The organism is Pararhizobium sp. A13 (genome assembly GCF_040126305.1).
Taxonomy (GTDB): domain Bacteria; phylum Pseudomonadota; class Alphaproteobacteria; order Rhizobiales; family Rhizobiaceae; genus Pararhizobium.
This window is the reverse complement of sequence record NZ_CP149510.1, coordinates 4265144-4285577: the sequence shown is the minus strand read 5'-3', so window position 1 is coordinate 4285577 and position 20434 is coordinate 4265144. Positions and strand designations below refer to the sequence as shown.

15 protein-coding genes are annotated in these 20434 nt (G+C 61.8%); 11 read left to right on the top strand and 4 right to left on the bottom strand.

Translation table 11 applies throughout. The annotated features are described in order from the left end of the window. The first annotated feature begins 228 nt into the window (after positions 1-228). On the top strand, positions 229-786 hold the full coding sequence (locus WI754_RS20920; protein WP_349435393.1) for an NADPH-dependent FMN reductase: 558 nt from the start codon (positions 229-231) through the stop codon (positions 784-786). A 10-nt stretch (positions 787-796) separates the two neighbouring features. On the opposite strand, the gene WI754_RS20915 is transcribed toward WI754_RS20920, so the two are convergent. Then, on the bottom strand, positions 797-2353 hold the full coding sequence (locus tag WI754_RS20915; RefSeq protein WP_349435392.1) for a VOC family protein: 1557 nt from the start codon (positions 2351-2353) through the stop codon (positions 797-799). A 121-nt stretch (positions 2354-2474) separates the two neighbouring features. Next, the gene (locus WI754_RS20910; RefSeq protein WP_349435391.1) at positions 2475-3338 is read right to left on the bottom strand and encodes an SDR family NAD(P)-dependent oxidoreductase; all 864 of its coding nucleotides are present in this window, start codon (positions 3336-3338) and stop codon (positions 2475-2477) included. A 174-nt stretch (positions 3339-3512) separates the two neighbouring features. On the opposite strand from WI754_RS20910, the gene WI754_RS20905 reads away from it, so the two are divergent. The 5 genes from WI754_RS20905 (at position 3513) to WI754_RS20885 (ending at position 10284) form a co-directional block, all read left to right on the top strand. After that, positions 3513-4268 carry a Crp/Fnr family transcriptional regulator gene (locus WI754_RS20905; RefSeq protein WP_349435389.1) on the top strand — a complete coding sequence of 252 codons (756 nt, stop codon included), beginning with the start codon at positions 3513-3515 and terminating at the stop codon, positions 4266-4268. Between the two features lie 173 nt (positions 4269-4441). Next, complete coding sequence (locus WI754_RS20900) at positions 4442-4798, top strand: response regulator (protein WP_349435388.1); 357 nt, start codon at positions 4442-4444, stop codon at positions 4796-4798. Between the two features lie 211 nt (positions 4799-5009). Next, the gene (locus tag WI754_RS20895; RefSeq protein WP_349435387.1) at positions 5010-6107 is read left to right on the top strand and encodes an efflux RND transporter periplasmic adaptor subunit; all 1098 of its coding nucleotides are present in this window, start codon (positions 5010-5012) and stop codon (positions 6105-6107) included. After that, on the top strand, positions 6104-7183 hold the full coding sequence (locus WI754_RS20890; RefSeq protein ID WP_349435386.1) for an efflux RND transporter periplasmic adaptor subunit: 1080 nt from the start codon (positions 6104-6106) through the stop codon (positions 7181-7183). Before WI754_RS20895 ends, WI754_RS20890 begins: the two co-directional genes overlap by 4 nt. Beyond that, positions 7180-10284 (top strand): efflux RND transporter permease subunit, encoded by a 3105-nt coding sequence (locus tag WI754_RS20885; RefSeq protein WP_349435385.1) that lies wholly within the window; start codon positions 7180-7182, stop codon positions 10282-10284. The genes WI754_RS20890 and WI754_RS20885 overlap by 4 nt, the downstream gene beginning before the upstream one ends. Before the next feature lie 442 nt (positions 10285-10726). On the opposite strand, the gene WI754_RS20880 is transcribed toward WI754_RS20885, so the two are convergent. Both WI754_RS20880 and cysQ read right to left on the bottom strand, forming a co-directional pair. Continuing rightward, positions 10727-11287, bottom strand: coding sequence for a hypothetical protein (locus WI754_RS20880; protein ID WP_349435383.1), 561 nt, complete (start codon positions 11285-11287; stop codon positions 10727-10729). 378 nt (positions 11288-11665) lie between these two features. Continuing rightward, positions 11666-12442 (bottom strand): 3'(2'),5'-bisphosphate nucleotidase CysQ, encoded by a 777-nt coding sequence (gene cysQ, locus WI754_RS20875; RefSeq protein ID WP_349435381.1) that lies wholly within the window; start codon positions 12440-12442, stop codon positions 11666-11668. Positions 12443-12739: 297 nt separating this feature from the next. Between cysQ and WI754_RS20870 the strand changes: the two genes are divergently transcribed. The 5 genes from WI754_RS20870 to WI754_RS20850 all read left to right on the top strand — a co-directional run bounded on the left by WI754_RS20870 (position 12740) and on the right by WI754_RS20850 (position 20425). Further along, the gene (locus tag WI754_RS20870; RefSeq protein WP_349435379.1) at positions 12740-13990 is read left to right on the top strand and encodes a sarcosine oxidase subunit beta family protein; all 1251 of its coding nucleotides are present in this window, start codon (positions 12740-12742) and stop codon (positions 13988-13990) included. An 8-nt stretch (positions 13991-13998) separates the two neighbouring features. Then, on the top strand, positions 13999-14277 hold the full coding sequence (locus WI754_RS20865; RefSeq protein ID WP_349435378.1) for a sarcosine oxidase subunit delta: 279 nt from the start codon (positions 13999-14001) through the stop codon (positions 14275-14277). After that, positions 14274-17231 carry a sarcosine oxidase subunit alpha family protein gene (locus WI754_RS20860; RefSeq protein ID WP_349435377.1) on the top strand — a complete coding sequence of 986 codons (2958 nt, stop codon included), beginning with the start codon at positions 14274-14276 and terminating at the stop codon, positions 17229-17231. The genes WI754_RS20865 and WI754_RS20860 overlap by 4 nt, the downstream gene beginning before the upstream one ends. 13 nt (positions 17232-17244) lie before the next feature. After that, positions 17245-17799 (top strand): sarcosine oxidase subunit gamma family protein, encoded by a 555-nt coding sequence (locus WI754_RS20855; protein WP_349435376.1) that lies wholly within the window; start codon positions 17245-17247, stop codon positions 17797-17799. A 199-nt stretch (positions 17800-17998) separates the two neighbouring features. Beyond that, positions 17999-20425 carry an FAD-dependent oxidoreductase gene (locus WI754_RS20850; RefSeq protein ID WP_349435375.1) on the top strand — a complete coding sequence of 809 codons (2427 nt, stop codon included), beginning with the start codon at positions 17999-18001 and terminating at the stop codon, positions 20423-20425. Positions 20426-20434 lie beyond the last annotated feature (9 nt).

Sequence of the window (20434 nt, the reverse complement as noted above, 5' to 3'; positions counted from 1 at the left end):
ATGCCTTCCGGGTTTCAGGCCACGTTTGCCTCCCTCATGCCCGCCCTTGTGGCGGGTATCCAGTGCGCGCAAGTCCTTGGGCGCGGAAGACTCTTTCACGCGATGGACATCGCGATGCTGGATTACCGGCACAAGGCCGGTAATGAGGGCAAAAAATACACCGGCTTTTTTCATCTGTACATTTGCGCGTTTCTGACCATGCTTCCGGTAAAGCAAAAGGACCACCGCATGACAAAACTGATCGGCATTTCCGGAAGCCTGAGAAAGGCGTCCTTCAACAAGGCGCTCTTGAATGCGGCGCTCCCGCTCGCGCCGCAAGGCGTGACCTTTACCACGGGAACCATCGAGGGCATTCCACTCTACAATGCCGATGTGGAACGGGAAGGCGTGCCGGAGGCCGTGCAGGTGCTGAAGGACCAGATCGCCACCGCCGATGGCGTGATCCTGTTCACCCCGGAATACAACAACTCCATACCGGGTGTTTTCAAAAATGCCATCGACTGGGTGAGTTCCTCGATGACCGGTGCGCCGAACGTCTTTGCCGGCCGTGCCTTTGCCCTTGCCGGCACGTCACCGGGACCCTTCGGCACGTTGCTTAGCCAGAATGCCTGGCTTCCCGTCATGCGCACGCTCGGTGCCGATCTCTGGTCGGGCAAGCGGCTGATGCTGCCGAAGGCGGGGTCGCTGTTCGACAAGGAAGGCAATCTTGTTGACGAGGATGCCAAGGGGCGACTGAAGGCCTTTGTCGAGGCCTTCGCGGATTATGTGGCCCGCAAAACAGCCTGAGCGTGCGTGATCAGGCCCCGATGGTTTCCAGCCATTGCCGAACGGCCTGCACATCCTTGTCGCCGATCTCGTGCCCGGCTTTCAGCGTCAGAGTTTCGAGATTTGCCCCTGAATTGCGGAGAATGGCCTCAAGCGGCGGCGCATAGCGGGAATAGGCGTCCGTCGCTCCCGTCACCATCAGGATATTGGTCCCGGAAAGATCAGCTTCCGGTACCGTTTCCAGCGGGTTCATCATCCGCAGCAGCGCGGCATTCCTGATCAGCCCCGGATGAAGCAGCATGGTTGCGATCAGCATGTTGGCACCGTTCGAATAGCCGACGAAAACCATCTTTTCGGGATCTATGCAATAGGCTGGAATGGCGCTCTCGATCATCGCGACAAAAGCTTCAACTTCGGAGGCGATATCCTTTTGGTCGAAGCTGAACGGCGTGATCCGGCGGAAAAAGCGCGGGAAACCTTCCTCCGTGCTGCGGCCCCGGAGACTGAAGAGCAATGAATTCGGGGCGATCTGCCGACCAAGCGGCAGAAGGCTTGTTTCGTTGGCGCCACTGCCATGCAGCAGCACGATGGTGCGGCCGTCGGGGTTCTTTGGCTGGTGCAGGCGGTGAATGAAGGGCAGGTCGCGCTGGGTAAAACGCTCCTCGCCGGGCAGCGCGAATTGCGGCAGGACGACCAGATTGGATTCCAGGTCGCCGCCGAAATGCTCGGGAACGAACAGCTGGGTTCCGAGCGTGGCAATGTCTTCGTCCACCGTCATGCCCGGCGCGTCGGTGGCGAATTCGAACAGGGTGCCGCCCGGCTCGCGCACATAAAGCGAAAGGAAATATTTCCTATCGTGGGCCGAGATCGTTCCGGCGTCCTCCGCCTCGAGGCGTATGCGCAGATCATCCACCGCGGGCTTATCGATTGCCCGGAAGGCGATATGGTCGATCGTGCCGGTGCCGGGGGCTGCGGTCCAGAAACCGCCGGCATCGCGGACGTCGATGATATCGCCCGATTCGGAAGTCAAACGGCGGATCGTGTCGGTATGTGCCGTTTCGGCGTAGCCGAAATGCCGGTCGACGAAGGCTGCCGTTCGCTCCGGCTTGGCCGTCAGGATCGTTGCGCCACGCAGTCGCCGGATTGCGTTCTCCTCGGGGATGTCGGGCGTAGCATGGGCTGCGGGCGTGGCGACGGCATCAGTGCCGACAAGCTTGACGATGACACCGTCCGGATCCTTCAGCCGGATCACAGGTTCGCCGAACTCCTGGGCCGGGCCGGTCGCGGTGACATTGTATTGCAGCGCGCGCGTCAGCCAGAAGCCGATGCTTTCCGGCGTAATGGCAAAGGCGATTTCGCTTGGCTGGCCGTGGCCGACCCGGCCCGGCGCACCGTCTTCCCAGACGAGAAACGTCACCAGCGATCCCGGCGATCCAATAGCATCGCCATAAAGCAGGTGAAGCTGCATTGCGTCTTCAAAACCTGCCGTCTGCTTGACGAGGCGCAGGCCGAGAAAACCGGCGTAGAAATCGACATTGGCCTGAACCTTGCGGGTGATCAGCGTGATGTGGTGGATGCCGCTCGTCATGTCATGAAACCTTTTGATCAGGCCGCAGCAAAGCAGCAAAAGGAAAGCCGCGCCAGTCCTGCGATGTGAACACAGCGTCCACCGCGCGAAGGCGCGAACTGGCGCTCGCGGCCTCTATTCCTTAGCTGATTTTCGGACGATCTTTCGTCAGAAACGCCTTGAAGGCGTCGGCATAGTCGGGATGCCAGCGCGACAGCGGTGGACGGTTCTCGATGATATCGCCGGCGGCCCAGAGGATGCGTTTCTCGTCGGTTGCGCGCTCGACGTCATTGTCCGGGCAAAGGATGTAGAAGTCATCGTTTTCGAGGCTCTGCATCATGAAATCGACAGTTTCCTGCGGCGTCCAGGCGCCCTCTGGCTTTTCCGTGCGGCCCTGGGCCGTCAGCCCCGTATAGACGAAGCCGGGAATGAGCAGGTGCGCCGTGATGTTGCAATTGAGCATGTTACGAAATTCATGCTGCAGCGCCTCGGTGAAGGCTTTGACGCCGGCCTTCGTCACGTTGTAGGCGGGGTCGCCGGGTGGGGTGGTGATGCCCTGCTTGGAGCCGGTATTGATGATGAGGCCGGTCTGGCCGTGGGCGATCATGCCGGGCGCAAAGATGCGCGAACCGTTGACGACGCCCCACAGATTGACGGCGAACACTTTTTCCCACGCATCCTGCGCGCCGAACATCGAGCTGCCCGGAATGCCGGCATTGTTCATCAACACGTGAACGCGGCCGAATAGCGCGACGGCGTCCCGTTCCAGCGCCTGCAGCGATTCGACCGACGCGACATCCGCGGGAATGGCTGCCACGCTGTCGGGACCATGTGGGGAGAGCGCCGCCGTCTCGCGCGCCGCCTTGTCCAGCCGTTCGCCCGGCAGATCGGAGAGCACGACGTTCATGCCGAGGCCGGCGAAGCGCCTGGCGGCGGCAAGGCCGATGCCCGAAGCGGCTCCGGTCACAACAGCGACATGGTTGCTGGCAAAGGCTGGATGGTTCATCGCGGTTCCGTCCCGTTCTTTAAGGGTATGATCTCGAAGAGAAAAACTAGGCTTGCCGGGTACAGAAGTCCACCCGTGCTTTGCGAACTCCCCTTGCCGGAAAAACATTGGCCTCTAATTTTAATTATAAATCAAAGCACTGCCTCGCGGCTGCTTTCACTCATCGAGGACCCAATGGTCGCGCCGAAAAGCCGCAACAACAGACGGACGCCCTGCGAACAGTGTCCCTTGCGGGGTCTTAAGCATTTCCGTGAGTTCAAGCCGGATGAGCTCGAATTCGTGTCGAACTTCAAGACCGGCGAACTGGTCGTGGACGCGGGAACGACGATCCTGGTGGAAGGCTCGCACAGCGCGCATCTCTTCACCGTGCTTTCGGGCTGGGGCTTTCGCTACAAGATGCTGGACGATGGCCGCCGACAGATACTGAACTATATGATGCCGGGCGATCTGATCGGCCTTCAGGGCAGCCTCATGGGTGAGATGCAGCATTCGGTCGAGGCGCTGTCACCCGTGACGCTGTGCGTTTTCGAGCGCGACAAACTCGGTACGCTCTATCGCAGCTATCCGGATCTTGCCTATGATCTGACCTGGATTGCAGCGCAGGAAGAGCGCATCCTCGATGAAAACCTGCTCAGCATAGGCCGCCGCTCGGCACTGGAACGGGCGGCCTATCTTCTCGCGTTTCTCTATCAACGTGCCAAGGCGACCAATCTTTTCAAAGGCGAGCGCGTCTCCATTCCGATCACCCAGCAGCATGTCGCCGATACGCTCGGGCTTTCGATCGTCCACACCAACAAGACGCTGAAGAAGCTCGGCGAACGCAAGCTGATTCGCTGGGCCGACCGCGGCTGCGACATCCTTGACGACGAAGGTTTGATGAAGATTTCCGGCTGGGAAGGACATCACGAAAAAGGCCGTCCGTTCATTTGAATGTCTACGGCAAGGAGTGCGGAACCAACGCTGTTGATCAGCCACATGTCTTATTTAAATGTCGCTGCGCCGCGCTTGCCTTACTTGTCCGGTTGAAGACCGCGATTCACACGTGAGCGGTCGAAGGAAGATGGGAACCAATATTGGCGGCGCTTGCGGAGATTCCACTTTTGATGAAGCGCGTGCTGGTGCTGGAAGACAATTTCATCATTGCCATGGAGGCCGAGGACATTCTGAAGTCGCTCGGCATCGAGCATGTCGAGATTGCCACCAACTCGGCTGAAGCCAGTGCCCTCATCGAAGCGCAATCCTTCGATTTTGCTCTTCTCGACGTCAATCTCGGTGCTGAGACGAGCTTCGATTTCGCCGGTATCCTGGTCGCACGCGGCGTGGCCTTCGGATTCGTCAGCGGCTATGGCGAGGACACGATTTTTCCTGCGCCACTGCGTGATATTCCGCGGATCAGCAAACCCTTCAATGAAGTGTCGGTCGGCAGTCTTCTCGGCCTTGCAATACCGGGCCAATCTTGAGTTCAGGCACGTACAACCTTCGGTTTATTCTGCACTTTGGCATTAAATCTGCATAGTTTCGTCTGTAGGCCTGTCTGAGTGGCCAAGCGTGCATTCTTGTCCCCGATGTGATTGCGCCTTGCCTGTTCGGTTGGCTTGTCATTGCCGCCAACCGTGTATATTGAGGGTCCACAATAAATGGTTCTGCATCGATATCGGGTGAGCAGCGCAGATGAGCGTGAAACGAAATTTCCTGTTTGGCGCGTTTGGGCCATTGATCGCCGCCACGCTGTTACTGGCGTCATGCCAGGGTGAAACCAAGCCTCCCGAAAAAACCACGGCCACGGTTCGCGCCACAACGGCGACCTTTGTCGAGCACCGTCAGACGATAGCGTTGACCGGCGAAGTCGTCGCCCATGTTCAGGCCAATCTTGCCTTTCGGGTCAGCGGCCAGATCAGCGAGTGGACCGCGGATGTCGGGTCGCATGTGACAGTGGGCGAGGTGCTGGCGCGGCTCGACCCGCAGGAGCAGAAGGCGGACGTCGAGGCATCCGAGGCGTCCGTGCGCGCTGCGGAAGCCCAGGTGCGCCAGACGTCGGCAGTGCTCGAGCGCCAGACCGCCTTGTTGAGACAAGGCTTTACCACGCGGCGCGATTTCGATCTTGCCCAGACCGCAGAGCGGACGGCAAAGGGCGCGCTTGACGCAGCCAGGGCCCAGTTGGCTACGGCGCGCAACGCGCTGACCTATACGGAGCTTCGGGCAGAGGCAGATGGCGTGGTCACCGTACGCAATGCGGAAACGGGGCAGGTGGTGCAGGCGGCGCAGACGATGTACACGGTCGCGCAGGACGGCGCGCGCGATGCGATCTTCGACGTCTATGAATCGCTGCTGTTTGCCAGGCCGGCAGAGCCCAAGATCCAATTGGCACTGATCAGTGATCCCAGCGTCAAGACCACCGGCACGATCAGCGAAGTCTCGCCGACTATCGACGCTGCGACCGGAACGGTGCGCGTCAAGATCGCCATCGATGACACGCCGGACCGCATGACGCTCGGTTCCTCGGTGATCGGTCAAGCCGATTCCCAGCCGGTCAAGGTGGTGATCCTGCCCTGGACGGCGCTCTCGGCGCTGGAGGGAAAACCTGCGGTCTGGGTTGTCGACCCGAAGGACAGCACTGTCAGCCTTCGGGCCGTGACGATCAATTCCTACGAAACCGGCCGGGTTCTGATCGCATCGGGCATCGAGGAAGGCGAGCAGGTGGTTATCGACGGGACGAAGATGTTGCGTCCCGGACTGGTCGTCACCGCGACCAAGGAGCAGGCGAAATGAACACCTTCAAAACCGCCCTCACACTGCTGCCGCTCAGCCTCTTCCTGCTGTCCGGATGTGAGGAGAAGGAAGAACCAGCGCACGAAGTCGTCCGTCCCGTTTTGTCGCAGATCGTCTCGCTCCAGCCTGTCGCCGGCTCCAGCTATGCCGGGACCGTCCAACCCAAGGTTCAGACGGCCCTCGGGTTTCGTGTCATCGGACGCCTCGTGGCGCGAAACGTCGACACAGGTGATATGGTGACGCGCGGCGAGCCGCTCGCGGCGCTGGATCCGACCGCCTTCGAGCTTGCCATCCGCTCGGCAAGAGCCGATCTGGCAAGCGCCGAAGCGACGCTGGCGAACGCCACCGCCGCCGAAGAGCGCATGCGGACACTGTTGAAAACCGACGTCGCGACGCAGGCAACGGTCGAAAGCGCCGAACAGAGCCGCGAGGCGGCGCTGGCCGGGCTCGTCAGGGCGCGCACCGGCCTTTCGAAAGCCGAGGAGCAACTGTCCTACACGCAGATCAAGTCGGAATATGATGGTGTCGTCACCTCAACCGGCGCGGAAGTCGGTCAAGTGGTGTCCGCGGGCGAGACGATCGTGACGGTCGCACGGCCCGATGATCGCGATGCCGTCGTCGACGTGCCTGATGGCAGCGCGCTCCTGCCGGTCGGGACCGTGTTCTCTGTCTCGCTACAGATCAATCCGGAGGTGAAAGTGAATGGCAAGGTGCGAGAGATCGCACCGGCTGCGGATGCCGCGACGCGGACGCGCCGCGTCAAGATCGCCCTTGAAAACCCGCCGCCAAGTTTCCGCTTGGGAACGACGATCACCGCCACGCTCGCAGATGACGCAGCAGAACAAATCGTCGTTCCACAGACGGCGATCATCGAGCGGGACGGCAAGTCCTATGTCTGGATCGTCGATCAGGAGAAGCAGACGGTGAGCGCCCGCGACATCGGCAAGGGTACTGAACTTGGCCGCTTCGTCGTCGTTACGTCCGGGCTTGAGCCCGGCATGCGCATCGTCACCGCCGGGACCCACAGCCTCGAGGAGGGCCAGAAAGTGAAATTCGAAGACGGGGCGCGTTCATGAAGAAGTTCAACCTTTCCGACTGGGCGCTCGATCATGCATCGATGGTCTGGTATTTCATGATCGTCTTCGGCCTGCTCGGCTTCTTCTCTTACCTGAGCCTCGGCCGCGAGGAAGACCCGTCCTTCACCATCAAGACCATGACGATTTCGGCGCAATGGCCGGGCGCCTCGGTCGAGGAAACCACGCGGCAGGTGACCGAGCGTATCGAGCGCAAGCTGGAAGAGCTGGAATCGCTGGATTACACGCGCAGTATCACCACGCCGGGGCAGACGCTCGTCTTCGTCAACCTGAAGCCGACGACGAAGGCACGTGACGTCGCCTCGATCTGGGTAACCGTCCGCAACATGATCGGCGACATCCGCGGCCAGTTTCCGTCGGGCGTGCTTGGCCCGTCGTTCAACGACCGGTTCGGCGACGTGTTCGGCAATATCTATGCCTTCACTGCCGATGGCCTGACCCAGCGGCAATTGCGCGACTATGTCGAGGATGCCCGCCGGCAGATCCTCACCGTCCCGAATATCGGCAAGGTCGATATCATCGGCGCGCAGGACGAGGTGATCTATCTCGAATTCTCGACGCGCCAGTTGGCGGCGCTCGGCATCAATCAGAACGAGGTCGTCGCCACGCTGCAGGCGCAAAACGCCATCGCACCCTCCGGCGTCGTGCAGGCGGAAGGCGAGCGGCTCAGCATTCGCGTCAACGGCCAGTTCACGTCGGAAGACAGCCTGCGCGCCGTCAATCTGCAGGTCAACAACCGCTTCTTCCGGCTGAGCGACATTGCCACGATCACCCGCGGCTACACCGATCCGCCGTCGGCGCTGTTCCGGTTTGATGGACAGCCGGCCATCGGGTTGGCGATCGGCATGAAACAGGGTGCCAACCTTTTGGAATTCGGCGCAGCGGTCGAGGAGCAGATCAAACAGGTCGAGGCGGAGTTGCCGGTCGGTGTCGGCGTGCACCTCGTCTCCGACCAGCCGCTGATCGTCGAGGAAGCCGTATCGGGCTTCACCCGTGGTCTGGCGGAAGCGGTGATCATCGTTCTTGCCGTCAGCTTCGTCAGCCTCGGAATGCGCGCCGGTTTCGTCGTGGCGCTGTCGATCCCGCTGACGCTCGCCATCACCTTCGTCGTCATGTCCTATTTCGGAATTTCTTTGCAGCGCATCTCGCTCGGCGCGCTCATCATCGCGCTCGGCCTTCTGGTCGACGATGCCATGATTGCCGTCGAAATGATGGTGGCGCGGCTGGAGGCAGGTGATTCGCTGCGCAAGGCGGCGACCTATGTCTATACATCGACGGCCTTCCCGATGCTGACCGGTACGCTCGTCACGGTCGCGAGCTTCATTCCGGTCGGCCTCAACAACAGCGCCGCCGGCGAATTCACGTTCACCCTGTTCGTCGTCATCGCCGTTTCACTGCTGGTCTCCTGGATCGTCGCGGTCGTGTTCGCGCCTTTGCTTGGCGTGACCATTCTCCCGAAAACCATGAAGCAGCATCATGGCGAAAAAGGCCCGTTGGCGCGCGTGTTTTCCGGCCTTCTCCTCTGGTGCATGCGCTGGCGCTGGGTGACGATCGCCTTTACTGTGATCATCTTCGCGGCTTCCGTCTTCGGCATGGGCCGCGTCCAGCAGCAGTTCTTCCCGTCTTCCGATCGCCTCGAACTGATCGTCGACTGGTCGCTGCCGCAGAATGCGTCGATTACCGAGACCAATGCGCAGATGGCGAAGTTCGAACAGGAGAAGCTCGTCGGCAATCCCGATGTCGAGCGCTGGTCCACCTATGTCGGGCAGGGCGCGGTGCGCTTCGTTCTCTCCTTCGACGTGCAGCCGCCGGATACGTCCTTCGGCCAGACGATCATCGTGACGAAGAGCCTGGAAGCGCGCGACAAGCTGCGTGCCGACCTGCAGAAATATCTGAAGGAAACCTTTGTCGGCACCGACGCCTATGTGAAGCTGCTCGACATCGGTCCGCCGGTCGGCCGTCCGGTGCAATACCGCGTCAGCGGGCGCGATATCGGCGAGGTACGCAGGCATGCGCTCGAGCTCGGCAGCATTCTCGGGCGCAATCCGCTGCTCGGCGATGTCGTCTATGACTGGAACGAACCCGCGCGCGTGATCAAGGTGGACGTGCTGCAGGACAAGGCGCGCCAGCTTGGCGTGACTTCGCAGGACATTTCGTCAGCGCTGAACGGCATTGTCGGCGGAACGACGGTGACGCAGGTGCGCGACGATATCTACCTGATCAATGTCGTCGCGCGTGCAAAGGCCGCCGAGCGGCAATCGATCGAGACCCTGCGCGACCTGCAGCTTCCGGGCGCCAGCGGCAATTCCGTGCCGCTCGCCGCCGTTGCGAGCTTCCGCTACGAAATGGAACAGCCGGTCGTCTGGCGCCGCTCGCGAATGCCGACGCTGACTGTGAAGGCGGGCATCCATGGTCCGACGCAGCCGGCGACGATTGTCGCGCAGCTGGAAAAGGACGTGGCCGCCTATGCCGAAAAACTGCCGCCGGGATACAAGGTAGAAGTCGGCGGCAGTGTCGAGGAAAGCGGCAAGAGCCAGGCGCCGATCGCCGCCGTCGTGCCTTTGATGCTGTTCGTCATGGCGACGATCCTGATGATCCAGCTTCAGAGCTTCTCGCGGCTGTTCCTCGTCTTCGCGGTGGCGCCGTTGGCGCTGATCGGCGTGGTCGCGGCCCTCCTGTCGAGCAATTCGCCGATGGGCTTCGTCGCCATCCTTGGCATTCTGGCGCTGATCGGCATCCTGATCCGCAACTCGGTCATCCTCGTCGTGCAGATCGAGGACCTGCGCAAGGAAGGCATGGCGCCCTGGCGCGCGGTGCAGGAGGCGACGGAACACCGCATGCGGCCAATCATGCTGACGGCGGCAGCGGCCAGCCTGGCGCTGATCCCGATTGCCCGCGAAATCTTCTGGGGTCCGATGGCCTACGCCATGATGGGCGGCATCATCGTCGGCACGGTGCTGACGCTGCTGTTCCTGCCGGCGCTCTACCTCGCCTGGTTCCGCATCAGGCCGCCGGAGAAGGAAGATGAAGTGACGATTGCGGGCGAGGAAACGCCGGTGCCGGACGACGCAGTGCCGGTTTAGGACGTATCCTCCGTCTGTGGGGTGTCCATTTGGTGCAATCCCACACCTCCGTCTTCCTCGCGCTTGTGGCGGGGATCCAGCAGCGCCGCTTCTGCGGCGCTAAAGGCTCTCTTCTTAACAAGACGGAATAGATTCTCTCACCGTGCGGACGCGCGGTGGCTGGATCCCCGCCACAGGGCGAGGAAGACGGGATGAGAGCTTTCGCTCAGCAAGAGAAATCGGCGCATTGGGTGAACGGCGAAGCGGCTACATACCGCGCGTCCGCTGCCCGGCCGCCTCACAACATCACCACCGTCAGTTCTGTCTTGTCATAGCCAAAATCCAGCGGCGTGGTACCGGTGTGCACCAGCACCAACCAGTCGCCGGCGTTCAGAAGCGTCATGCCGATGGCGCAGTTGCTTTAGGAGGTGGAGGCTGTGTCATTGTCGTTGATGCTCGTCGTTTAGTTGACCTTGACAGCGACGGAAAAGGCACCGGCGGGGTTGGCTTCGACACCGAGGCAGACGAAGTAAGGCGCTGTTGCCGGGACGATCAGCCGGTTGCCGCCACCCGCGACGGCGGCGCCGAGGCTGAAGCCGCCCTGGTTGATGCTCAGGGTGGAAAAGCCGGTCTGCGAACCGGAGGAGGGCGTCAACACGCCGCCATCGCGCGTCGCCCGCACCAGCGGCCGCTGCGGCATGCGCACCTGGCCCTGGCCGGTGATGCTGAGCGCCGCGGTCCAGACCGAGCCGTCGCGACTGACCTTGACGGGGAAGTCATTCGAGCCGGTGAGACCCATTTCCGCCCGGCCGGACCAGCCGCTCTGGAACAACAGGCTCGCCGTATCGCCGGCTGCGACCTTGTTCACTTTCACCTGGTGGCCGTTCCCGTCATGAGTGAGCAGCGTGGCCGCCGCCGAGACGGCGAGCCGGTTCGTGCTGTCGGCGGTGGTGTTGATGCCGAGAGACGTAGGCGTGCCGATGGCGTCATAGGCGGCCCAGGCGCCGCCGTCATGAATCTTCATTTTGTCCTCGGCTAGGAACCAGCCGCGCCAGCCCTCCTTCGGGGTAATAAAGATCCAGTCGCCATCCTGCCGGAAGGCGAGGTTGTCAAGGTGGCGGTCACCGTTAGCTGGGTGACGGCATCGAGGTGCTGCAGCGCTTCGTTATGGGTGACGTGCTTCTGCGCTGGGAGGGCAGGATATAGGGCAGTTCGAGATTGACGGTCGTCTCGCTCATCGGGCGGTTCTCCTTTGTCGTCAGGAGAAGGGTACGCGCGCGGGACGGACCGGGGACGAGGTCCGTGTCCGCGTCGTCTGCAAAGGGAAATTTCGGGCGGCGGTCCCCGCTGCCGCAAAGACGAGGATCAGGGCCGGTAGCCTGCGCCGGTCAGGGAAATCGGATCAGTTTTTTCCCCGCGACACGAAATGCGGGTTGGCGAAGTCCACGTCGAAGCCCTGATTGCGCTTGCCATAGGACAGCGGATTGCCGTCCATGGTCACCGTCTCGCCGCCCGCCGCCCGCAAGACGGCGTCGCCGGCCGCGGTGTCCCATTCCATCGTGCGGCTGAGGCGCGGATAGATGTCGGCCAGCCCTTCGGCGAGTAGGCAGAACTTCAGCGAGGAGCCGATCGATTCATAGTCGGTGATGCCGTGTTCGGCGAGGTAGGCGATGGTTTCCTGGCTGTTGTGGGAGCGGCTGGCCAGCGCCACCAGTCTGTCGCCACGGCTGCGGCAGCCGATGATTGTCGGCGGGCCGATTTCGCGCTGGCCGGAGACGACAGCCTTTTTCGCCTTGTTGCGGCTGGCGGCATAGAGGATTCCAAGCGCCGGCGCGTAGACCACGCCGGCAACGGGCTCACCCTTTTCGATCAGTGCGATATTGACCGTAAAGTCGTCGTTGCGGCCGAGGAATTCCTTGGTGCCGTCGAGGGGATCGACGAGAAAGAAGGATTTGCCCTCGATATCGGGAATGCGACCGGCGGAAACGGCTTCCTCGGCGACGACGGGGATGTCCGGAAAAGCGGCTGCCAGGCGATCGAGGATGATCTTTTCCGCGTTCTGATCGGCATCGGTGACGGGGGAACAGTCGGCCTTGTAGCTGACATCCGGACCGGCATGGTAGACCTCGAGGATCGCTTGCCCCGCAGCCACGGCCGCCTCTTCCAGTATGTCCAGCATTTGCTTCCTGCACCTCTCCGCCGTCTTCGACCATGGTGATGAATTTTGCCCGGAAACAGCGGTACGGTTGTCCGGGACAATGATTATACATCCACATTCCTTACCGGTCTTTTCAAGGTTCGTTCGTCAAATTTTTCCGACTGTGCCGCATTTGGCACTGTGCCTCGAGCTCTGTTCGGCTAGAGCTGCGACAGCAAGGCGCGGTGCTTTCGATCGGTCTTTGCCAGGGCGGCCTTTGCGCTGGTCGCGGCTTATGCAAATGTGGCGCTGCGACATGATGGGGGAACTGGGACTGGCATGCGCTATTCGGCATTCTCGATCGTCAAGAACGCGCTGACGGGCAACCTCAACTGGAAGCCGGCCTGGCGTCAGCCGGAACCGAAGCCCTTCTACGATGTGATCATCGTCGGCGGCGGTGGGCATGGGTTGGCGACGGCCTATTATCTCGCCAAGGAATTCGGCCTCAAGAACATCGCGGTGCTGGAGAAGGGCTACCTCGGTTCGGGCAATGTCGGCCGCAACACGACGATCGTGCGCTCCAATTACATGCTGCCCGGCAACGAGCCGTTCTACGAGTTTTCGATGAAGCTCTGGGAAGGTCTCGAGCGGGACCTGAACTACAACGCCATGCTGTCGCAGCGCGGCGTTATCAACCTCTACCATAATGACGGCCAGCGGGATGCCTATATCCGCCGCGGCAATGCCATGTGGATGGAGGGCGTTCCGGCCGAGCTGCTCGACCGGGCGGCCTTGAAGAAGATGCTGCCTTTCCTCAATTTCGACCATGCGCGCTTCCCGATCATGGGCGGCCTGCTGCAGAAGCGCGGCGGCACGGCGCGCCATGACGCGGTTGCCTGGGGCTACGCCCGCGCTGCCGACCGGCTGGGTGTCGATCTCATCCAGAATTGCGAGGTGACCGGCATCCGGCGCGAGAACGGCGCAGTGACAGGCGTCGAGACGTCGAAGGGTTTCATCGGCTGCGGCAGGCTGGGGCTGGCAGCGGCGGGCAACACCTCGCGCGTCGGTCAGATGGCCGATCTGAAACTGCCGATCGAAAGCCATATGCTGCAGGCCTTCGTGACCGAGGGGCTGAAGCCGGCGATCAACCATGTCATCACCTATGGGGCGGGGCATTTCTATATCTCGCAGTCCGACAAGGGCGGCCTCGTCTTCGGCGGCGAGATTGACGGCTACAATTCCTATGCCCAGCGCGGCAATCTGGCGACGGTCGAGCATGTGATGGAGGAGGGGGTGTCGATGATCCCCGGCCTTTCGCGCGTCCGCGTGCTGCGCTCCTGGGGAGGGGTCATGGATATGAGCATGGATGGCTCGCCGATCATCAGCCACACGCCGATCGACAATCTCTACCTGAACTGCGGCTGGTGTTACGGCGGCTTCAAGGCGACACCGGCTTCCGGCTGGTGTTTCGCGCATCTGATCGCCAAGGACGAGAGCCATCCGGTCGCCCGCTTCCTGCGCCTCGATCGCTTCGAGCGAGGCTATCCCATCGACGAGCACGGCGCTGGTCCCCAGCCCAACCTGCATTGAGACCCTGAATGGCAAGCCTCATTCACTGCCCGCATTGCGGCGTCCGGCCCAGGCAAGAGTTTTCCATCCGAGGTGAAGCATCAGTGATGCGTCCACATCCCGAAGCCACTGACGAGGCATGGCACGAATATGTCCATATCCGCACCAACCCGCGCGGACGCTACGTTGAACACTGGCAGCATGTCGCGGGCTGTCGGCGCTGGCTTGCCGTCGAGCGCGATACGCTTACCCACGAGGTCTTTTCGGTGACGGACGGCGCGTCTGTGGCACGGGAGGGTGGCCGATGACCGCCCATCGCCTGACATCTGGTGGTGTCGTCGATCGCGGCAGCACGTTGAGCTTCAACTTCGACGGCCGGGCCATGAAGGGGCTTGTCGGCGACACGCTGGCATCGGCCCTGCTTGCCAATGATCAGCTTCTGGTCGGGCGCAGCTTCAAGTATCACCGGCCACGCGGCATCGTCACGGCCGGAGCCTCCGAGCCGAACGCGCTCGTGACAATCGGCAAGGAGGCGAGCAGCGACCCGAACACCAAAGCAACGGTTGCCGAACTTTACGCCGGCCTCGATGCCCACAGCCAGAACCGCTGGCCGTCGCTGAAATATGACATCGGCGCTCTCAACAATCTTCTGTCGCCGTTCCTGTCGGCGGGTTTCTACTACAAGACCTTCATGTGGCCGGCTGCTTTCTGGGAGAAGGTCTACGAACCCGTGATCCGCCGGGCTGCGGGTCTTGGGCGCGCCGTGTTGGAGCGCGATCCGCACAGTTATGAGAAATGCTGGGCGCATTGTGACCTGCTCGTGGTTGGTGCCGGGCCGACAGGCCTCGTGGCGGCATTGACCGCAGGCCGGGCGGGGATGCGGGTCATTCTGGCTGACGAGGATTTCCGGCTGGGCGGTTCTCTGCTCGCTGAAACGACACACATCGACGGACGCCCAGCGCTGGATTTCGCCGAAAGTTCTTTTGCCGAGCTTCGTGCACTACCAAATGTCACGATCATGCCGCGTACCACCGTCTTTGGTTGGTACGACGACAACGTTTTTGGTGCGCTGGAGCGGGTGCAAAAGCATGTGGTTGCACCGCAGGCGAAGCTGCCGGTGGAGCGGCTCTGGCGCATTGCCGCCAAACGAGCGCTTCTGGCGACGGGCGCCGAGGAGCGGCCGCTGGTCTTCGGCGGCAACGACCGGCCGGGCGTGATGATGGCCGGTGCCCTGCGCACCTATGCCAACAGGTTTGGCGTCGCGGCAGGCAAGTCGGTGACGATCTTCACCAATGGCAGCGCCGGCTACCGGGCTGCCAGCGATCTCTCTGCTCACGCCATCGAGGTGGCGGCGATCATCGACAGCCGCACCGAAGCGGCAGATGTACCGCCGGCGGGCGTGCGCGTCATCCGGTCTGCTTGCGTTGTCGACACACGAGGACGCCAACGTGTCTCCGGCCTGGTTGTCGAGCGGTCGGGCTTCGAGGAAACGATCGCCTGTGACGCGATCGGCATGTCCGGCGGTTGGAATCCAGTCATTCATCTTGCCTGCCAGCGCGGTGCAAAACCGGTTTGGTCGACGGAACTGAACACGTTTCTTGCGCCTGACGTTGGCAGCGGGCTTGCCGTTGCCGGCTCCGCTGCTGGACGATACAGCCTTGGCGGCTGCCTCAAGGACGGCGCGGAGAAGGCCGCGGCGATTGCGGCCGATCTCGGTTTTTCTTCCGCTGCAAATCCGCTGCCGTCTGTGGGCGAAGACGTCGATTCGTCCTTTACGGCGCTCTGGTATGCGCCGGGCGCCAAGGCGAAGGCTTTTGTGGATTTCCAGAACGACGTCCATGTCAAGGATCTGGCTCTGGCTCTGCGCGAGGGGTTCGGCCATGTTGAGCATGCCAAACGCTACACCACCAACGGCATGGCGACGGATCAGGGCAAGCTCTCGGGTATCAATGCTACCGGTCTGCTGGCCGCAATGCAGGGCATCAGTCCGGCCGACGTCGGAACCACCACCTTCCGTCCCTTCTATACGCCGGTCGCCTTCGGCGCTCTTGCCGGTCCATCGCGCGACGAGCATGCCGTTCCGGTTCGCAAGTCGCCGCTGCATGGCTGGGCAGAAAAGAACGGTGCGGTCTTCGTCGATTCCGGCCTCTGGCATCGCCCGGCCTATTTTCCCCAACACGGCGAAAAGACATGGCGGGAAAGCACGGACCGCGAGGTTTTGAACGTTCGGCAAAATGTCGGGCTCTGCGACGTCTCGACGCTCGGCAAGATCGAGATTTTCGGACCGGACGCGGCCGAGTTCCTCAACCGGCTCTATTGCAACCCGTTCCTGAAGCTGCCGGTCGGCAAGGCGCGATACGGGCTGATGCTGCGCGAAGACGGCATGGTCTATGACGACGGCACCACCAGCCGGCTGTCACCCGAGCATTTCTTCATGACGACAACGACGGCGCTCGCCGGCGGCGTCATGTCCCATATGGAATATTGCGCGCAGGTGCTTTGGCCGGACCTCAAGGTTCGCTTCTGCTCCTCGACCGATCAGTGGGCGCAGATGGCGATCGCCGGACCGAAGGCGCGCCTCGTCGTCCAGGCGCTCGTCGAGGACGATATCTTGGACGCGGCCTTTCCGTTCCTCGCTGCTGGCGTCGTGACGCTGAAAGGTGGCCTCAAGGCACGGCTGTTCCGCATTTCCTTTTCCGGCGAACTGGCCTACGAGCTTGCAGTGCCCGCGGGTTTTGGCGAAGCGGTCGCCGACGCGGTCATGGAAGCGGGCAGGGCACAGGGCATCCGCGCCTATGGGCTTGAGGCCTTGAACGTGCTGCGCATCGAGAAGGGCCATGTCACACATGCCGAGTTCGATGGCCGCGTGACACCGGATGATGCCGGCTTCGGGCGCATGGTTTCGGTCCAGAAACCGGATTTTATCGGTAAGCGGCTTTCGACGCGCTACGGACTGACGGCGGCAGACCGTATGCAGATGGTCGGGTTGAAACCCGTCGAGACGGACCAGCATATCCGCGCCGGTGCGCATTTGCTGCGCGAAGGTGCCAAACCGTCCACCTTGAATGATCAGGGTTATGTCAGCTCCGCCTGCTTTTCGCCGACGCTTGGCCATGACATCGCGCTCGCTTTCCTGAAATCCGGCCGCGAACGTTATGGCGAACGCATCGTCGTCTGGGATAAGCTGGGCGGTGCCGAGACAATCGCGGAGGTTTGCAACCCGGTCTTCGTCGATCCCGGCAATGCCAGGCTGAATTCTTGAGACGGGCGCCGACATGATCAAGACCTTCACTTCTCACCACCCTCTGGAAGCAGGTGTTCCCCGGGAGCCCGGAATTCGGGCCGTCGATCACCTGGAGATCCCGCGTAGACAGGCGATCGCGACGGTCATGGCTATTGATGGCGAGGAGGCAGCGGTCGCCGCGGGGTTGGCGGCCGTAAGCGAGCTATCCGTGCGTTTCGTCGGGCCAGGCGAATGGCTGGCTGTATCTCCGTCGGAAACGCCGGACGGACTGCACCGCAGTCTCTCGCTGCTGCTTGCCGAGGCGGCTTACATTTTCGATCAGAGTGACGGCCGCGTCGTTCTGCGGTTGTCGGGTCCGAATGTGCGCCGCCTTCTTGCCAAGGGCGTCGCAACCGATCTGCATCCTTCCATGTTTGCGATCGGCACCTCGTCAAATGTTCTGTGCGGGCATATCGGCGTCAATCTGGCGCGAACCGGCGAGAACGAATTCGAACTGATCGTCATGCGCAGCTTCGCCGAAGCCCTGTTTGACGACCTGAGGCTGATGGGGCGTGAGTTCGATCTCTCCGCCGATTTCTCCGGCTGAGAGCGAATGCGTCATCGCATGCCGCTTTTACGGCGCGGGTGAGGCAGCGAATGGCGGGAATGAGCAAGACCTGTTCGCACGGATGTCTTTCTCCGCGACGGCTTTAACACTACGGTTTCGATAGCCAAGATTTCGCTCAACCGAGTGGACCGTTTGACGGGGGCTTCCCCCGGCATGCGCCCGAAACCGGAGAATTTTCATGAAAAGCCATGCCAGGGTCGTCGTTATCGGCGGCGGCGTCGTCGGTTGTTCGATCCTCTACCACCTGACGAAGTTCGGCTGGACCGATGTGGTTCTCCTGGAGCGCTCGGAGCTGACCTCCGGCTCGACCTGGCACGCTGCTGGCGGTATGCACACCATCAATGGCGACCCGAACGTCGCCAAGCTGCAGAAATATACGGTCGAACTCTACAAGGAAATCCAGGACTATTCCGGCCAGGACATCGGCCTGCACATGACCTCCGGCATGATGCTGGCTGCCACCAAGGAGCGGTTCGACTGGATGAAGTCGATTCTTGCCAAAGGCCGCTACATGGGGCTGGAGGCAGAACTTCTCAGCCCCAAGGAAGCGCACGAACTGATGCCGCTTCTGAACCCGAGCCAGTTCGTCGGCGCGGTGTTCGATCCGGTCGAAGGGCATCTCGATCCCTATGGCACCACCCATGCCTATGCCAAGTCCGCCAAGAAGAATGGCGCAGACATCTGCCTGCACACCAAGGTGGAGGACCTGGTGCAGCTGGAAAACAGCTCCTGGCGCGTGATCACCAACAAGGGCGAGATCATCGCCGAGCACGTTGTCAACGCTGCTGGTCTCTGGGCCCGCGAAGTCGGGCGCATGACAGGGCTCGAACTGCCGGTGCTCGCCATGGAGCACATGTACCTCATAACGGAGGACATGCCGGAGGTCATCGAGTTCAACCAGACGCGCGGCAAGGAGCTGATGCATTGCGTCGATTTCGACGGCGAGATCTATCTGCGCCAGGAACGCAACGGCATGCTGATGGGCACCTATGAGAAGGCGTGCCGCCCCTGGTCGCCGATCACGACGTCCTGGGATTTCGGCCATGAATTGCTGGCAGAGGATATCGAGCGAATCACACCCGAACTCGAAGTCGGCTTCCGCCATTTCCCGGCCTTCAACAAGGCCGGCATCAAGAAGATCATCAACGGCCCCTTCACCTTCTCGCCGGACGGTAATCCGCTGGTCGGCCCGGTTCGCGGCCTTACCAACTACTGGTCGGCCTGCGCCGTGATGGCCGGCTTCAGCCAGGGTGGCGGCGTTGGCCTCGCGCTCGCCAACTGGATCATCTACGGCGATCCGGGCTTCGACGTGTTTGCCATGGACGTATCGCGCTACGGTGATTTCGCAACACTCGGCTACACCAACGCCAAGGTCCGCGAAAACTATTCGCGTCGCTTCTCCATCCGCTACCCGAACGAGGAGTTGCCGGGCGCGCGCCCGTTCCTGACGACGCCGATATATGACAAACTGAAAGAAGCGGGCGCCGTCTTCGGCGCGTCCTACGGCCTAGAGCAGCCGCTCTGGTTCGCGCCGAAGGGCGAGGAGGACAAATTTTCCTGGCGCCGCTCCAACGATTTCGACGTCGTCGGCGCCGAGGCAAAGGCCGTGCGCGACAGCGTTGGCCTGATGGAGACCTCCGGTTTCGCAAAGTATTCGATCACCGGCAAAGGCGCCGAGGCCTGGCTCGACCGCATGCTGACCTGCCGTATTCCGGCGGCCGGACGTATGGCGCTTGCACCGATGCTGAAGGACGACGGCAAGCTGATCGGCGATTTCACGCTGGCCAAGATCGGCAATGGGGATTTCCTGCTGATCGGCTCCGGCATTGCCCAGGACTATCATATGCGCTGGTTCGAGAGCCATCTGCCGAAGGACGGTTCCGTCGTCTTGAAGGCGCTGAACCTCCAATTGGTCGGTCTTTCCATTGCCGGCCCGAATTCCCGTGCCCTGATCTCCAAGCTGACCCATCTCGACGTATCGGATGAGGCCTTCCCTTTCATGGACATTCGCCGCATGGATCTGGGCATGGCGCCCGCCATCGTCGGCCGTGTCAGCTACACCGGCGATCTTGGCTATGAAATCTGGATGAAGCCGGAATACCAGCGTTATCTCTATGACCTGATCATGCAAGCCGGCGCCGCGTTCGGCATCAAGCTCTTTGGCCTGCGTGCGCTGAATGCCCTGCGGGTCGAAAAATCCTTCGGCAGCTGGTCGCGTGAATATCGTCCGCTCTACGGCCCGCTGGAAGCCGGGCTTGGCCGATTCGTCGCCTTGAAGAAGGAGGCCGACTTCATCGGCAAGGAAACTGCCGCGAAGGAAAAGGCGGAAGGCGGCACGTTGCGCCTGCGCACCTTCGTTATCGACGCCAAGGATGCCGATGTGATCGGCGACGAGCCGATCTCCCTGAACGGCAAAGTCTGCGGCTGGGTGACGTCGGGTGGATATGCGCACACTTCGGGTGTGTCGGTGGCGATCGGCTATGTGCCCAAGGACGTCGCTGATGAAACGGACGGTTGGCAGGTCGAGCTGCTTGGCGAGATGCTGCCCGCTCGCCTGCAGGCGCAGCCCTTGTTCGATGCCAACGGATCGCGCATGCGGTCCTGACCATCACGC

Bases quoted from the DNA above. Each gene is read 5' to 3' on its own strand.
- WI754_RS20920 (WP_349435393.1), top strand. From the start codon at position 229: ATGACAAAACTGATCGGCATTTCCGGAAGCCTGAGAAAGGCGTCCTTC.
- WI754_RS20915 (WP_349435392.1), bottom strand. From the start codon at position 2,353: ATGACGAGCGGCATCCACCACATCACGCTGATCACCCGCAAGGTTCAG.
- WI754_RS20910 (WP_349435391.1), bottom strand. From the start codon at position 3,338: ATGAACCATCCAGCCTTTGCCAGCAACCATGTCGCTGTTGTGACCGGA.
- WI754_RS20905 (WP_349435389.1), top strand. From the start codon at position 3,513: ATGGTCGCGCCGAAAAGCCGCAACAACAGACGGACGCCCTGCGAACAG.
- WI754_RS20900 (WP_349435388.1), top strand. From the start codon at position 4,442: ATGAAGCGCGTGCTGGTGCTGGAAGACAATTTCATCATTGCCATGGAG.
- WI754_RS20895 (WP_349435387.1), top strand. From the start codon at position 5,010: ATGAGCGTGAAACGAAATTTCCTGTTTGGCGCGTTTGGGCCATTGATC.
- WI754_RS20890 (WP_349435386.1), top strand. From the start codon at position 6,104: ATGAACACCTTCAAAACCGCCCTCACACTGCTGCCGCTCAGCCTCTTC.
- WI754_RS20885 (WP_349435385.1), top strand. From the start codon at position 7,180: ATGAAGAAGTTCAACCTTTCCGACTGGGCGCTCGATCATGCATCGATG.
- WI754_RS20880 (WP_349435383.1), bottom strand. From the start codon at position 11,287: ATGAAGATTCATGACGGCGGCGCCTGGGCCGCCTATGACGCCATCGGC.
- cysQ (WP_349435381.1), bottom strand. From the start codon at position 12,442: ATGCTGGACATACTGGAAGAGGCGGCCGTGGCTGCGGGGCAAGCGATC.
- WI754_RS20870 (WP_349435379.1), top strand. From the start codon at position 12,740: ATGCGCTATTCGGCATTCTCGATCGTCAAGAACGCGCTGACGGGCAAC.
- WI754_RS20865 (WP_349435378.1), top strand. From the start codon at position 13,999: ATGGCAAGCCTCATTCACTGCCCGCATTGCGGCGTCCGGCCCAGGCAA.
- WI754_RS20860 (WP_349435377.1), top strand. From the start codon at position 14,274: ATGACCGCCCATCGCCTGACATCTGGTGGTGTCGTCGATCGCGGCAGC.
- WI754_RS20855 (WP_349435376.1), top strand. From the start codon at position 17,245: ATGATCAAGACCTTCACTTCTCACCACCCTCTGGAAGCAGGTGTTCCC.
- WI754_RS20850 (WP_349435375.1), top strand. From the start codon at position 17,999: ATGAAAAGCCATGCCAGGGTCGTCGTTATCGGCGGCGGCGTCGTCGGT.